We start from the raw sequence: 13,002 nt of genomic DNA, 5'->3' as shown, positions 1-13,002 counted from the left end.
CGCCGACGGCGTCGTCGTGGGCAGTGCGAAGACCGGACCGAACCAGTCCGGTCCGGGGTCGCACGTGGCGACGGCGAGCTTCGCCGTCGACCCCGCGACGGCCGGGCGCGGCATCGGCCGGGCGCTCGGCACGTACGTCCTCGAGCACGCCCGCGAGCGGGGCTTCCGGGCCATGCAGTTCAACGCCGTCGTCGCGGCGAACACCCGCGCGGTCGGGCTGTGGCACTCCCTCGGGTTCACGACGGTCGGGATCGTGCCGGAGGCGTTCGCGCTGCCGGACGCGACGTTCACGGGCCTGCACGTGATGCACCGCGAACTCTGACGACAGACCGCACTACCGGATCTTGGTAGACATGCCTACAGTTCTGGTTCATGTCGGCTCTCTCGGCGTCCAACGAGAACTACCTCAAGGCCATCTTCGATCTCACCCACCGCGGTGCCCCGGTGACCACGGGCGCGCTGGCGTCCGAGCTCGGGGTGTCCTCGCCCTCGGCCACCGCCATGCTCAAGCGCCTGGAACAGACCCAGCTGGTCGAGCGCCCGGACCCGCGGCGGGTGCAGCTCACCGCCCGGGGTGAGCGGGCCGCGTTGCAGGTGGTCCGCCGGCACCGGCTGCTGGAGACGTTCCTGGCCCGGGTGCTGGACGTGCCGTGGGACGAGGTGCACGCCGAGGCCGAGGTGCTCGAGCACGCGCTCAGCGACCGCCTGGAACAGCGGATCGACGCGCTGCTCGGGCACCCGGACCGGGACCCGCACGGCGACCCGATCCCGCCGCGCACCGGGGCGCACCAGGAGGCGTGGGGCGACCCGCTGTCCGCGGCGACGGCCGGGCAGCGGTTCCGGGTCGAACGGGTCAGCGACCGGGACAGCGAGGCGCTGCGCTACCTGGGCGAGCTCGGGGTACTGCCCGGGGCCGAGCTGAGGGTCGACGAGGTGTCGCCGTTCGGCGGGCCGACGTGGGTCGTGCTGGCAGGCGGGGCACGGCACGCGCTCGGTGCCCCGCTCACGCGGATGGTGCACGGCCGGATCGACGCCCGGGCCGACGCGGGCGGGGCTGCCGGATGACGACCGCCCGCAAACGGACCGGACGGTCGGTCGAGGAGCTGCGTCGCAGCGGGTGGCGCGGACGTCTGGTCGTGCTCGGGCCCGCGTTCGTGGCGGCCGTCGCCTACGTCGACCCGGGCAACTTCGCCACGAACTTCGCCGCCGGCGCCCAGTACGGCTACCTGCTGCTCTGGGTGATCATCGTGGCCAACCTGATGGCGATGCTGATCCAGTCGCTCTCGGCGAAGCTGGGGCTGGCGACGGGGAAGAACCTGCCCGAGACGTGCCGGGAGCGGATGCCGCGCACCGGAACCTTCCTGATGTGGGCCCAGGCCGAGCTGGTCGCGATCGCGACCGACCTGGCCGAGGTGGTCGGCGGCGCGATCGCGCTGAACCTGCTGTTCGGTATCCCGCTGTTCACCGGTGGCCTGATCACCGGCGTGATCGCCTTCGCGCTGCTGGCGCTGCAGGGCCGCGGGCACCGGCCGTTCGAGCGGGCGATCGTCGCGTTGCTCGCGGTCATCCTGGTCGGCCTGGTCAGCACGCTGTTCCGGGTGGACGTGGACCCGGCCGCGGCGCTGGCCGGGTTGGTGCCCGGCTTCGAGGGCACCGACAGCCTGCTGCTGGCGACCGGCATCCTCGGCGCCACCGTGATGCCGCACGTGATCTACCTGCACTCGGCGCTGACCCAGCACCGGATGACCGCGCAGAGCCCTGCCGACCGCCGGTTCCTGCTGCGCACCGGGCGTCTGGACATCGTGCTCGGGATGGGCGTGGCCGGTCTGGTCAACCTGTCCATGCTGGTGATCGCCGCGGCGCTGTTCGCCGGCACCTCGGTTCCGGACACCGACACGCTCTCGGGGATCTACGCGGGCCTGACCGTGCAGCTCGACCAGGTGGCCGCGGTCGCGTTCGCGGTCGCGCTGCTGGCCTCGGGGTTCGCCTCCTCCGGTGTCGGCACCTACGCCGGCCAGGTGATCATGGCCGGGTTCCTGCGACGGAGGATCCCGCTGCTGGCCCGGCGGTTGCTGACACTGATCCCGGCGCTGGTCGTGCTGGGGCTGGGCGTCGACCCGACGCAGGCCCTGGTGCTCTCGCAGGTGGTGCTGTCGTTCGGGATCCCGTTCGCGCTCGCGCCGCTGGTCTGGTTCACCGCCCAGCGGACGATCATGGGCACGCTGGTCAACCATCGCGCGACCACCGTCGTCGCCGCCGTGGTGACCGCTCTGGTGGTCGTCCTCAACGGTGTGCTGATCTGGCAGACGATCCATACTCCCGGGTAACCTGAGGCGAGAAACGATCATGAGGAGAGGGGGCCGGACGTGGAACGCGGTCGGATGGCCCCCGGTTTCTTCCTGATCGTGCACGACCCGCTCTCCGGGAAGGCCCGCATCGCCCCGGACCTGCTGCGCTGCGGGGTCGTCGGCACCCAGGTCGCCGACCTGGTCATCGGCGGGCGGCTGACGCTGGCCGACGACCGCCTCGTCGTCACCCGCCACGACACGTTCGGCCTGGACGAGCCGGCGCGCTACGTCCTGGACTGCGTCGCCCACGAGCCGGACGGCTACACCGTGCGGGCCTGGAGCGGGGTGCTCGGCGAGATCCTCGTCGAGATGGTCGCCCGCCGGCTCACCGCCGACTCGGTGCTGCGCCGGGAGTCGGGCCGCGGCCGTCTCGGTCGCCGCCGGGACCGCCACCCCGCCGTCGACCTCGCACGCGCGCGCCAGCCCGGCGCCGACCTCGCCGCGATGCTGCGCGAGCCGCACACGTTCACCCTGCCCGGGGCGTTCACCGCCGCCCTCCTCCAGACCCTCGGGATCGACGACGTGCTCGAGCCCGACGTCGACCGCGCCCGGCTGACGTCCCTGGCCACCCAGGCCGTCGGGCACCTTCCCGGCTCGCTGGCCGCCCTGCGCTCCGGCCTGGTCGAGACGGCCTCGGCGACGACGACGCCGTCCGGGCAGCGGTGACCGTCGTGTCCCGCCCCGCCGTCGACGCCGACGGTGGCGTGTTCGCCGGGTCGCTGTTCATGCTCGAGAGCGCCGTCCTCGACCGGCACCACGGCGACCGGGAGGGGCTCGACGCGCGCCACTCGCTGGCCGTGGCCTACCTGCGGGCCGGGCGGGCGGCCGAGTCCGTGGCGTTGTTCGAGGCCGTGCTGGCCGACACCCGCCGCCTGCTCGGCCCCCGGGACCCGGACACCCTGATGGCCGAGGGCAACCTGGCCGCCGCCTACCTGAGGGTCGGACGCGACGTCGCCGGCCTGGAGACGATGATCCGCAACGCCGGGATGCGCACCGAGGTCCTCGGCCCGGACCACCCGGCCACCCTCACCGCCGCCGACGCGCTGGCCGTCGCGCTGCGGCTGGCCGAACGCCCGCGGGAGGCGATCGGGCGCCACGTCGACGTGGCCGCGCGGCGCACGCACGTCCTGGGCCCGGGGCATCCGGACACGCTGACCTCGCGGATCGGGCTCGCCCTGGCCCGCGCCGACGACGGCGACGTGCGCACCGCCGCGGACCTGCTCGACGACGTCGTCGCCGACTCCGACCGGTGGCTCGGGAGACCGCACCCGGTGGGCGTCACGGCGCGGGGCCTCCGCGCCGAGTGCCTCGCCTCCCTGGGCCGGGCCCCCGCCGCGCACGAGGAGCTCGGGCGTGCGGCCGCGGACGCGGAGCGGTTGTGGGGCGCCGACGGTGCGGAGACGGTGCGGCTGCGCGGCAGGGCCGACGAGCTCGACCGGCGCTGAGCCGGGCTACCCCCCGCTGCTCACCGTCGGCAGCGGGCCGGTCGGGGCCGAGCCGAGGGCGTCCTCGCCGCGGTCGACGTACTCGGGAGCGAGCGCGGTGTTGCCCATGATCAGGTCCGAGGCGCGCTCGGCGATCATCATCGTCGGCGCGTGCGTCGCGCCGTTCGGGCAGTACGGCATCACCGACGCGTCCACCACCCGCAGGCCGGACACCCCGTGTACGGCCATCGTGGACGGGTCCACGACCGACATGTCGTCCACGCCCATCCGGCACGTCGACGTCGGGTGCAGGCCGGTCTGGCCGCCCTTGGCGACCCACTTGAGGATCTGCTCGTCGGTGGCGACGTCGGCCCGGCCCGGGTAGGTCTCGCCCGCGTCGAACTCGGCGAACGCGGGCCGGCTCATCAGCTCGCGTCCGATCCGCACGGCGTCGAGCCAGAACGTCCGGTCGGCCTCGGTGGACAGGAAGTTGTAGAGCAGCGACGGGTGCCGCGTCGGGTCCGTCGAGGAGATCCGCACGTGCCCGCGCGACTCCAGACGCATCGCGCCGATGTGCAGCTGGTAGCCGTGGATCTGCACCGGCATGTCCGGGTCGAAACGCATCGCCACCGGCGCGAAGCCGAACATCAGGTCCGGGATCGCCATCTCCGGGCGGGACCGGACGAAGCCCCCGGCCTCGAAGATGTTGGTCGCGCCCGGGCCGGTGTGCCCGAACAGCCACTTGGCCGCGATCGAGGGCCAGTTCTTCTTCTCCCGCAGGATGCCCATCGTGATCGGCTGGGTGCAGGCGTGCTGGACGTGCGCGGCCAGGTGGTCCTGCAGGTTCTCGCCGACACCGGGCAGGTGCTGCACCAGCGGGACGTCGAGTGCGCCGAGCCGGTCGGCGTCGCCGATGCCGGAGAGCTGCAGCAGCTGCGGCGAGTTGATCGCTCCCCCGGCCAGCACGACCTCGCCCGCGGAGACGACGCGCTCGCCGCCATGGCGGCCGAGGGGCCCCTGCGGCAGATACCGCACGCCCACCGCGCGCGAGCCCTGGAACACCACGCCGGTCGCGAGGGCGTTGCAGCGCACCTCCAGGTTCGTACGCCCGCGGACCGGGTGCACGTAGCTGCGCGCCGCGGACATCCGGCGGCCGTTGTGGATCGTCCGCTCGTAGGGCGCGAAACCCTCGTTGACCGGGCCGTTCATGTCCCCGGTCATCGGGTGCCCGGCCTGGCGGGCGGCGTCGAAGAACGCGGTGAACAGCGGGTTGGTGACCGGGCCGCGCTCGATCCGCTGCGGGCCGGAGTAGCCGCGCCAGGGCTCGCGCGGCTCCAGGTCGCTGGTCTCGATCCGCTTGAAGTAGGGCAGGCAGTGCGCGTAGTCCCAGTCGCCCACGCCCTCGTCGGCGGCCCAGCGGTCGAAGTCGAGCGGGTTGCCCCGCTGGTAGACCATGGCGTTGATGCTGCTGCAGCCGCCGAGCACCTTGCCCCGGGCGTGCGCCATCCGGCGGCCGTTCATGAACGGCTCGGGCTCGGACTCGTAGCACCAGTCGAACGCCTTGTTGCCGATCGGGAAGCCCAGCGCGGCGGGCATGTGCACCCGCGGCTCCCAGAAGTGGTCGGGCTGGCCCGCCTCGAGCAGCAGCACCCGGTTCGCCGGGTCCGCGCTGAGCCGGTTCGCGAGGACGCAGCCCGCCGAACCGGAGCCCACGATCACGTAGTCGAAGCTGTCTCGCGACATCTCGCCGATCCCCCTCCACGTTCGCAACCCCGGTGCGCGCCGCGGAGTGCGAGCACCGAATGACGCGTGTCGACCTCCGGCGAGAGTAACCACGCGTGAGCAGCGCCGATGATGCGGCCCGGACGGATGACCACCGTACTCCCGGCGTTCAGCGGGCGTTCACTTTCGTGACCGTCAGCGACCCTTCCACACCGGTGCGCGCTTCTCCGCGAACGCGCTCGCGCCCTCTCGCGCGTCCGCCGAGCCCAGCACCGGTCCGACGATCTCCTCCTGGCGGGCCCAGCGGTCCTGCGCCGTCCAGTCGGCCCCGGCGGAGGCCAGCTTCTTCGTCGCGGTGAGCGCGAGCGGGCCGTTCGCCGCGACCGTCGCGGCGAGCTGCAGAGCGCCCTCGAGCGCGCCGCCCTCGTCGGTGACGCGGTTGACCAGCCCGGCCCGCTCGGCCGCCTCGGCGTCGATCGGGTCCCCGGTCAGCAGCATCTGCATCGCGATCGCGCGCGGCACCCGCTGCGGCAGCAGCAGCGCTCCCCCGGCGGCCGCGACCAGCGAGCGCTTCACCTCGGGGACCCCGAACCGCGCCGTCCGCCCGGCCACCACGAGGTCGCAGGCGAGCACCAGCTCGAAGCCCCCGGCCAGGGCCCAGCCCTCGACGGCGGCGATCATCGGCTTCGCCGGCGGGGTCTGGGTGATCCCGCACAGGCCGCGCCCGGAGATGCCGGGACGCTCGCCGCGCAGGAACGCCTTGAGGTCCATCCCGGCCGAGAACACCCCGCCCGCGCCGGTCAGCACCCCGGCCCGCAGCTCGTCGGAGGCGTCGAGCTCGTCGACGGCGTGCGCGATCGCGCGGGCCACGTTCTCGTTGAGGGCGTTGCGCGCCGCCGGCCGGTTGATCGTGATCAGCTGCACCGCACCGCGGCGCTCGACGAGCACCTCCGGCGGGTCCTGGGCGCCGGTGTCCCGAGCGCCGGTGTCCTCTGTGTCCACGTCGTTCCGCCTCCTCGCGCCCGGCGCGGGATGCGCCGTCGCCGCACCCTAGGACGGCCTGCGGCCTCCGGACGAGGCGGAGGAGGCGGCGGGCGAGGCGGGCGGCGCCTGCGGCACCGAGTGCTCCCAGTCGGCCAGCATCGTCCGCAGGCCGGTGACCAGCGCCAGTGGCTGGTCGACCATCACGTGGTGCGCGGCCCCGGGGATCTCCACCAGCGGCGCGACCCGGCCCATCAGGTCGACGATCATCTCCCCCATGTCCGCGGGCACCAGGCCGTGCTCGGCCCGGAACAGCGCCACCCGGCAGTCCACCCGGCCCAGCTCGCCCGGTGTCAGACCGAGCCCGGCGAAGATCCCCCGGTCGAACTTCCAGCTCCAGCCGCCCGCCACCTCGGTCACGCTGTGGCCGGCCACGTGCTCGACGACATAGGGCAGGTCGCCCTCCTGCTCGGGCACGGTCCGGAAGTGCGCGAGCGCCGTCTGCCGGTCCGGGTAGACGCGCATCGGCCCGAACGCCCGCTGCTGGCGCGCCGCGAGCTCCTCCGGCGAACGGTCCCGCACCGGGGAGTCGATCGCCATCACCCCGGTCAGCTCGTGCCCGTGGCGCAGCGCCGCGGTGAGCGCGACGAACCCGCCCATGCTGTGCCCGACCACGACCGGCGCCTCGCCCGACCGGCAGGAACCTGGACCCGCACCCGAGTGCCGGGCCACGGCGAGGACCTCGTCGGCCCACCGGTCGAGCCGGTAGGCCCCGGCGCGTCCGGAGTCGCCGTGCCCGGACAGGTCGAGCGCGACGACGCGGCGCCTGCCCTGCACCAGCAGCGGCGCGACGTGGTCCCACCACCGCGAGTGCGCCCCGCCGCCGTGCACCAGCACGAGACCCTGGTGGCCCGGCTCGCCCCAGGCCCGGTAGCGGATCGCGACGCCGTCGACGTCGACCTCCCCGGTGGCCACGGGCACGGCGAGGGCGTCGGTGAACCAGGCTGGCGTCGGGGCGTCGGGCACGTCCGGGAACCTACCCGAGGGCCTCCGCGGCGCACTGTTGACAGACTTTCTACGATGACAACGTGTCTCACAAAGAGGTGGTCTCGACCGACGGGCTCGCACTGGCCGTGTACTCCCACGGTGACCCGGGCGCGCCCACGGTCGTCGCGGTGCACGGATACCCGGACGACCACACGGTCTTCGACGGCGTCGTTGAGATCCTGCGCGAACACCACCACGTCGTCACCTACGACGTGCGCGGCGCCGGTGCGTCGGGGACGCCGTCCGGGCGGGAGGGCTACGACCTCGAGCGCCTCGCCGAGGACCTGCGGGCCGTCGTCGACGCGGTCAGCCCGGACGCCCCGGTGCACCTGCTGGCGCACGACTGGGGCGCGATCCAGACCTGGCACGCCGTCACGGCCGAGCCGGGCGAGCATCAGCACAGCGGGCTGACCGGCCGCGTCGCGTCGTTCACGTCGATGTCCGGGCCGTGCCTGGACCACGTCGGGCTGTTCTTCGCCGGGCGCACCGGCGCGACCCGACGCGAGATCCTCCGCCAGGGCCTCGACTCCTGGTACACCGCGCTGTTCCGCACCCCGGTGCTGCCCGAGCTGCTCTGGCGCAGCGGGCTGGCCGGGGCGCTGGTCTCGGCCACCGACGGCGTCGGTCGCCCAAAGCTCCGCGACGCCGTCAACGGCCTGGAGCTCTACCGCCGCAACCTCCCGGCCCGCCTCGGCGACCCGCAGCCGCGCCGCACCGACGTCCCGGTGCAGGTCCTCGCGCCGCGCGGGGACCGCTACGTCACCCCGGCGATGCAGACGCGGATCGCCGCCTACGCCCCGGACCTGCGGGTCCGGCGCCTGCCGGGCGGGCACTGGATGGTGCGCACCCGTCCGGACGTGGTCGCGCGATGCGTGGCCGAGCTCGTCGCCCACGTCGGCGGCGCCGAGCCGGCCCCGGCACTGACCCGGGCGCGGGCCGCGGCCCGCCCGGGCGCCGGGCGCTGGGACGGCGCGCTGGTCGTGGTCACCGGGGCCGGGGCCGGGATCGGGCGGGCCACCGCGGCGGCGTTCGCGCGGCGCGGCGCCCGGGTCGTCGTCGCCGACCTCGACGGCGACGCCGCGGAGCGGACCGCCGAGCTGATCGGGACGGCGACCGCGTCCGGCGGTGCGGGCCGCGCGTTCCCGGTCACCGTCGACGTCGCCGACGAGGCCGCGGTCTCCCGGCTGGCCTCCGACGTCGCGGCCGAGCACGGCGTGCCGGACGTGGTGGTGAACAACGCCGGGATCGGGATGGCCGGCTCGTTCGCCGACACCACGCTGTCCGACTGGCAGCGGATCGTCGACGTGAACCTGTGGGGCGTCATCCACGGCTGCCGGGCGTTCTCGGCGCTGATGGGCGCGCACGGCGAGGGCGGGCACATCGTCAACGTCGCCTCGGCCGCGGCCTACCTGCCCTCGCGCACCCTGGCCGCCTACGCCACCACGAAGTCGGCGGTGCTCACGCTCTCCGAGTGCCTGCGCGCCGAGCTGGCCGACGACGGCATCGGCGTGACGGCGCTGTGCCCCGGGTTCGTGCGCACCGACATCACCCGCACGACCCGCTTCGTCGGCCGCGACGCCGGCACCGAGAAGCGCCTGCAGAAGGAGACCACCGCCCTCTACGCCCGGCGCAACTACACCCCCGAGCGGGTCGCCGAGCACGTGGTCCGCGCGGTGGAGCGCAACGCCCCGCTCGCGCCCGTGACCGCGGAGGCGCACGCCGGGCTGCTCGCCTCGCGCCTGTCCCCCGCACTCCTGCGGGCCATCGCCCGCCGCGACATCGGACCCCGGTAGGGACATCGGACCCCGGTAAGGACATCGGACCCCGGTAGGAGGGCCTCGAACATGAACGACGACGACAGGATCGCCCTGCACGCCCGCGACGTGGCGTTCGACTGGTCGGCGCTGCCGCCGCACTGGATCCCGGGCGAGCCGTTCGCCTCGCACCTGCTCGACGTGCTGCACCTGCTGCTGCCCGAGGGCGAGCGCTGGTTCGTGCGCGTGTTCTCCGCGGCGCTGCCGCTGGTCCGCGACGAGGCGCTGGCCGAGGACGTGCGCGGGTTCATCGGGCAGGAGGCGATGCACGCGTCGTCGCACCAGGGCGCGCAGGACCACCTCGCGCAGACCGGCCTCGACCCGTCCGCGTACGTGCAGCAGGTCGAGTGGATGTTCGGCCAGGTGCTCGGCGAGCGCGGCCTGGACGGCGACGCCGCGCAGGAGTGGCTGGTCGAGCGGGTCGCGCTGATCGCCGCGATCGAGCACCTGACCGCCGTGCTGGGCCAGTGGATCCTCGACGCCCGGGCGCTGGACGCCGCCGGCTCCGACCCGACGATGACCGACCTGCTGCGCTGGCACGGCGCCGAGGAGGTCGAGCACCGCAGCGTCGCCCACGACCTGTTCACCCACCTCGACGGCCGCTACCTGCGCCGGATCCGGTCGCTGATGATCAGTGGTCCGATCCTGGTGCGGCTCTGGGCCGCCGGGGTCGCGCACCTGTGCCGCCACGACCCGGTACTGCGCGGCACCCGCGGCTCCCGGGCCCGGCTGCGCGACTACCTGCGCGCGTCGCGGCGCGGGCTCGCACCCGGGCCGCTGCTGCTGGCCCGGGCGACGCTGTCCTACCTGAACCCGCGCTACCACCCGGTGCACCACGGCAGCACCGACGCCGCCGTCGCCTACCTGGCGACCTCGCCCGCGGCCCGGGCGGCGGAGGGCCGATGACGCCCGGCCCGCCCGCCGGCGACCCGGGGGTGCACCCGAGCCGCGCGATGCGCCAGGTCGACCTGGTGGCCGGCCTCGCGGCGGCGCTCGCCGTGCGCGGCGGGCGGCGGCGTCGCCCGGCGCGGGCGGTGGACCGGTCGGTGGCCGTGCTCGTCGACCGGGTGCGCAGGCCGTGCGCCGACGTCGTGGAGCTGGACCTGGTCCCGGCGCCTGCCCGGCAGGAACCCGCCTCCGGCGGGCTGCTGCCCGGATGGCGCCCGGGCGCCCACGTCGACGTCGTGCTGCCGTCGGGGCGGGTGCGGCAGTACTCGCTGTGCGGTGATCCGGTGGAACGTGGGGTCTACCGGATCGCCGTCCGGCGGATCCCCGGCGGCGCCGGCTCCGCGGAGGTGCACGCGCTGGCCCCCGGCACGGCACTGACGCTGCGCGGGCCGCGCAACGCGTTCCCGTTCGCCGCCGCGCCGTCGTTCCTGTTCCTGGCCGGCGGCATCGGGATCACCCCGATCGCGCCGATGGTGCGGGCCGCGGCCGCGACGGGCGCCGACTGGCGCCTGGTGCACACCGGTCGCGACCGCGCGTCGCTGCCGCTGAGCGACGCGCTCGCCGCCCTGGCCCCGCACCGGGTCGTGATCCGCCCGGACGACGCCCACGGCGGCCCGCCGCCCGCCGACGAGCTGCTCGCCGGGCTCCCGGACGGCGCAGCGGTCTACTGCTGCGGGCCGCCCCCGATGATCGAGGCGGTCCGGCGAGCGATGCCGGCCGGGCGCCGCCTGCACTCCGAGCGGTTCTCCCCGCCCCCGATCCGCGACGGCCGCCCGTTCACCGTCGAGGTGGCCGGCGGGCCCGCCGTGCCGGTCCCCGCCGACGGCACCGCCCTGGACGCGCTGCGCGCCCTGCGCCCGGATCTGGCGTTCTCCTGCCGGCAGGGGTTCTGCGGCACCTGCCACGTGCCGCTGCTCGCCGGTGAGACCGTCGACGACCCGGCCGGTCCCGGGCTCACGGCACTGTGCGTGGGCCGGGCCCGCGGGGACCGCGTCGTGGTGGACCTGCCACGCGCCCCCTCCGACGACGATCGGCGGGGATGACCGAGCAGCGCGACCCGGCGCGGGCACCGCGACGGATGAGCCCGCAGCGCCGCCGCGAGCAACTCGTCGCCGCGGCGCTGGAGCTCTACGGCCGGCTGCCGCCCGAGGAGGTCGCCGTCTCCGACGTCACCCGCACCGCGGACTGCTCGCGGGCGCTGTTCTACCGCTACTTCCCCAACGTCGAGTCGCTGCACGTCGCCGCGCTCGGCACGGTCGTGGCGGAGCTGATCGAGCGGGTCGCGATGCCGGCCGGCGGCGACCCGGGCACGCAGCCCGCCCTCGAGGAACAGCTCGGCGGGGCCGTCGACGCGTTCCTCGACGTCGCCCAGCGCCACGCCCGCGCCTACGTGGCGTTGCTGCGCAGCGGCTCGGTGATCTCCACCGGGGAGACCGACGCGCTGGTCGACGGCGTGCGCGACCACTTCGTCGACCTCCTCGTGCTGCGCGGCGGCCTGGCCGACCCGAGCCCGCTGCAGCTGATGACGCTGCGCGGCTGGGTGGCACTGGTCGAGGGCGCGACCCTGACCTGGCTGGAGCAGGGCGAGGTGGGACGCGAGACGATGCGGGACTGGCTGGTCGCGCAGCTGTTCGCACTGCTCGGGGTCACCGCGCGGCACGAGCCCCGCTGATCAGCCGCCGAACACCCCGAGGCCGTTCGGGACCAGGCGGGTGGCGTCGTCCGAGGGGTTGTTCACGATGTCGACCGTCGTGTCACCGGGCGGACGGAAGGCCAGTGTGGAGGAGCCGCCGCCGTCGAGGTTGACGCCGTCGGTCGCGCCGAGCTGGGCGAGCAGGTCCGACATCTGCGCCAGCGTCAGGCCGACGCTCGTCGACTCCCGCCCGTCCACCGTCACGAGCTGGACCCGGCGCCCGCCGGGCAGGATCCCGACGGCGCTGCGCGGGGCCCGCTCGCCGTCGTCGAGCCGCTCGGTGCGCCGGCCGGCGACGAGGATCGGGCTCCCGCCGAGCGCCGTCGTCGGCGCGACGCCGCTGGCCGGGACGAGCTCCCAGCGCACGTCCACCTCGTCGCCGACCTTCAGCGCGCGCAGCGCGGCGGCGCCCTGCTCGCGGCCGAGCAGGAGGGTCTCCCCCGGCTTGATCCCGTCCCTGCCGGGCGGGCGGACCGCGGTGACCTCCCCGTCGGACGTCGCGACCTCGACGGCGTCCGGGGCGCAGGGCGCGTTGCGGTCGGTGTCGGAGCCGCACAGCGTCGCGGCGCGGTCGGCGCCGCCCCACTCCGGGGTGACGATGCCGATCCCGCCGACCGGGACGGCGTGCTGGTTGAGCGCCTGGACCGGCAGCGTCGCATCCGGGGTCTCGACCTCGGCGACCAGCGGTAGCGTGTCGATCCGCGCGACGCCGTCGGTGCCGACGGCGAACACGCGGTCGGTCTCCGCGCCGGGCACGGCGGGCGCGGCGCGGCGGCCTTGCGGGACCGCGGACTTCACCGGGCGCCCGTCCTGCACCTCCGGGCCGGCCGGGGCGTTGCTGCGGCCAAGGTCGAAGTAGTCGCCGTTGATCGCGGCCTGCGCACCGGCCCGGTCGGCCATCCGCGGGACCGACGCCCGCGCGGTGACCGCGCCGGCGGTGAGCAGCCCCAGCCGGACGCCGGGCGCGGTGAGGTCGACCTCGACGACATCGCCGCGCACCTGGCCCGCCGCCCGGGTGGTGGTGA

At 75.1% G+C, this 13,002-nt stretch carries 13 protein-coding genes; 9 read left to right on the top strand and 4 right to left on the bottom strand.

What is annotated here, in order from left to right; all coding sequences use genetic code 11:
• From I4I78_RS21455 to I4I78_RS21435, 5 genes are all read left to right on the top strand, one after another.
• Positions 1 to 322, top strand: a 322-nt coding sequence (locus I4I78_RS21455) for a GNAT family N-acetyltransferase (protein ID WP_218613247.1), incomplete at its 5' end; no start/stop codon positions are given.
• A gap of 50 nt (positions 323 to 372) precedes the next feature.
• Positions 373 to 1,065 carry a metal-dependent transcriptional regulator gene (locus I4I78_RS21450; protein WP_218613246.1) on the top strand — a complete coding sequence of 231 codons (693 nt, stop codon included), beginning with the start codon at positions 373 to 375 and terminating at the stop codon, positions 1,063 to 1,065.
• Positions 1,062 to 2,327 carry an Nramp family divalent metal transporter gene (locus I4I78_RS21445; RefSeq protein ID WP_218613245.1) on the top strand — a complete coding sequence of 422 codons (1,266 nt, stop codon included), beginning with the start codon at positions 1,062 to 1,064 and terminating at the stop codon, positions 2,325 to 2,327. The genes I4I78_RS21450 and I4I78_RS21445 overlap by 4 nt, the downstream gene beginning before the upstream one ends.
• A gap of 39 nt (positions 2,328 to 2,366) precedes the next feature.
• Positions 2,367 to 3,014, top strand: a complete 648-nt coding sequence (locus I4I78_RS21440) for a GPP34 family phosphoprotein (protein ID WP_218613244.1) — start codon at positions 2,367 to 2,369, stop codon at positions 3,012 to 3,014.
• Positions 3,015 to 3,019: 5 nt separating this feature from the next.
• A complete protein-coding gene (locus tag I4I78_RS21435; RefSeq protein WP_218613243.1) occupies positions 3,020 to 3,793 on the top strand; it encodes a tetratricopeptide repeat protein in 774 nt (257 codons plus the stop codon).
• A 6-nt stretch (positions 3,794 to 3,799) separates the two neighbouring features.
• On the opposite strand, the gene I4I78_RS21430 is transcribed toward I4I78_RS21435, so the two are convergent.
• The 3 genes from I4I78_RS21430 to I4I78_RS21420 all read right to left on the bottom strand — a co-directional run bounded on the left by I4I78_RS21430 (position 3,800) and on the right by I4I78_RS21420 (position 7,501).
• The gene (locus tag I4I78_RS21430; RefSeq protein ID WP_218613242.1) at positions 3,800 to 5,515 is read right to left on the bottom strand and encodes a choline dehydrogenase; all 1,716 of its coding nucleotides are present in this window, start codon (positions 5,513 to 5,515) and stop codon (positions 3,800 to 3,802) included.
• A gap of 174 nt (positions 5,516 to 5,689) precedes the next feature.
• Positions 5,690 to 6,496, bottom strand: a complete 807-nt coding sequence (locus I4I78_RS21425; protein WP_308252274.1) for a crotonase/enoyl-CoA hydratase family protein — start codon at positions 6,494 to 6,496, stop codon at positions 5,690 to 5,692.
• 48 nt (positions 6,497 to 6,544) lie between these two features.
• A complete protein-coding gene (locus I4I78_RS21420; RefSeq protein ID WP_218613241.1) occupies positions 6,545 to 7,501 on the bottom strand; it encodes an alpha/beta fold hydrolase in 957 nt (318 codons plus the stop codon).
• A 62-nt stretch (positions 7,502 to 7,563) separates the two neighbouring features.
• On the opposite strand from I4I78_RS21420, the gene I4I78_RS21415 reads away from it, so the two are divergent.
• Genes I4I78_RS21415 through I4I78_RS21400 form a run of 4 tightly spaced genes read left to right on the top strand, consistent with a single transcriptional unit; the run spans position 7,564 to position 11,956 of the window.
• A complete protein-coding gene (locus tag I4I78_RS21415; RefSeq protein ID WP_308252273.1) occupies positions 7,564 to 9,315 on the top strand; it encodes an SDR family oxidoreductase in 1,752 nt (583 codons plus the stop codon).
• Between the two features lie 51 nt (positions 9,316 to 9,366).
• Entirely contained in the window at positions 9,367 to 10,242 is an 876-nt protein-coding gene (locus I4I78_RS21410) for a metal-dependent hydrolase (RefSeq protein ID WP_218613240.1), read from the top strand.
• On the top strand, positions 10,239 to 11,327 hold the full coding sequence (locus I4I78_RS21405) for a PDR/VanB family oxidoreductase (protein ID WP_218613239.1): 1,089 nt from the start codon (positions 10,239 to 10,241) through the stop codon (positions 11,325 to 11,327). Before I4I78_RS21410 ends, I4I78_RS21405 begins: the two co-directional genes overlap by 4 nt.
• Positions 11,324 to 11,956: a TetR/AcrR family transcriptional regulator gene (locus tag I4I78_RS21400; protein WP_226380165.1), complete on the top strand. Its 633-nt coding sequence runs from the start codon at positions 11,324 to 11,326 to the stop codon at positions 11,954 to 11,956. Before I4I78_RS21405 ends, I4I78_RS21400 begins: the two co-directional genes overlap by 4 nt.
• Here the strand turns inward: I4I78_RS21400 and I4I78_RS21395 are convergent.
• On the bottom strand, positions 11,957 to 13,002 hold a 1,046-nt coding region (locus tag I4I78_RS21395), incomplete at its 5' end, for a phosphodiester glycosidase family protein (RefSeq protein ID WP_218613238.1).

The sequence above is a fragment of the Pseudonocardia sp. KRD291 genome (assembly GCF_019263595.1).
GTDB lineage: Bacteria > Actinomycetota > Actinomycetes > Mycobacteriales > Pseudonocardiaceae > Pseudonocardia.
The sequence above is the reverse complement of the archived record's forward strand: the minus strand, read 5'-3'. Positions and strand labels throughout refer to the sequence as shown.

Bases quoted from the DNA above. Each gene is read 5' to 3' on its own strand.
- I4I78_RS21450 (WP_218613246.1), top strand. From the start codon at position 373: ATGTCGGCTCTCTCGGCGTCCAACGAGAACTACCTCAAGGCCATCTTC.
- I4I78_RS21445 (WP_218613245.1), top strand. From the start codon at position 1,062: ATGACGACCGCCCGCAAACGGACCGGACGGTCGGTCGAGGAGCTGCGT.
- I4I78_RS21410 (WP_218613240.1), top strand. From the start codon at position 9,367: ATGAACGACGACGACAGGATCGCCCTGCACGCCCGCGACGTGGCGTTC.
- I4I78_RS21400 (WP_226380165.1), top strand. From the start codon at position 11,324: ATGACCGAGCAGCGCGACCCGGCGCGGGCACCGCGACGGATGAGCCCG.
- I4I78_RS21430 (WP_218613242.1), bottom strand. From the start codon at position 5,515: ATGTCGCGAGACAGCTTCGACTACGTGATCGTGGGCTCCGGTTCGGCG.
- I4I78_RS21405 (WP_218613239.1), top strand. From the start codon at position 10,239: ATGACGCCCGGCCCGCCCGCCGGCGACCCGGGGGTGCACCCGAGCCGC.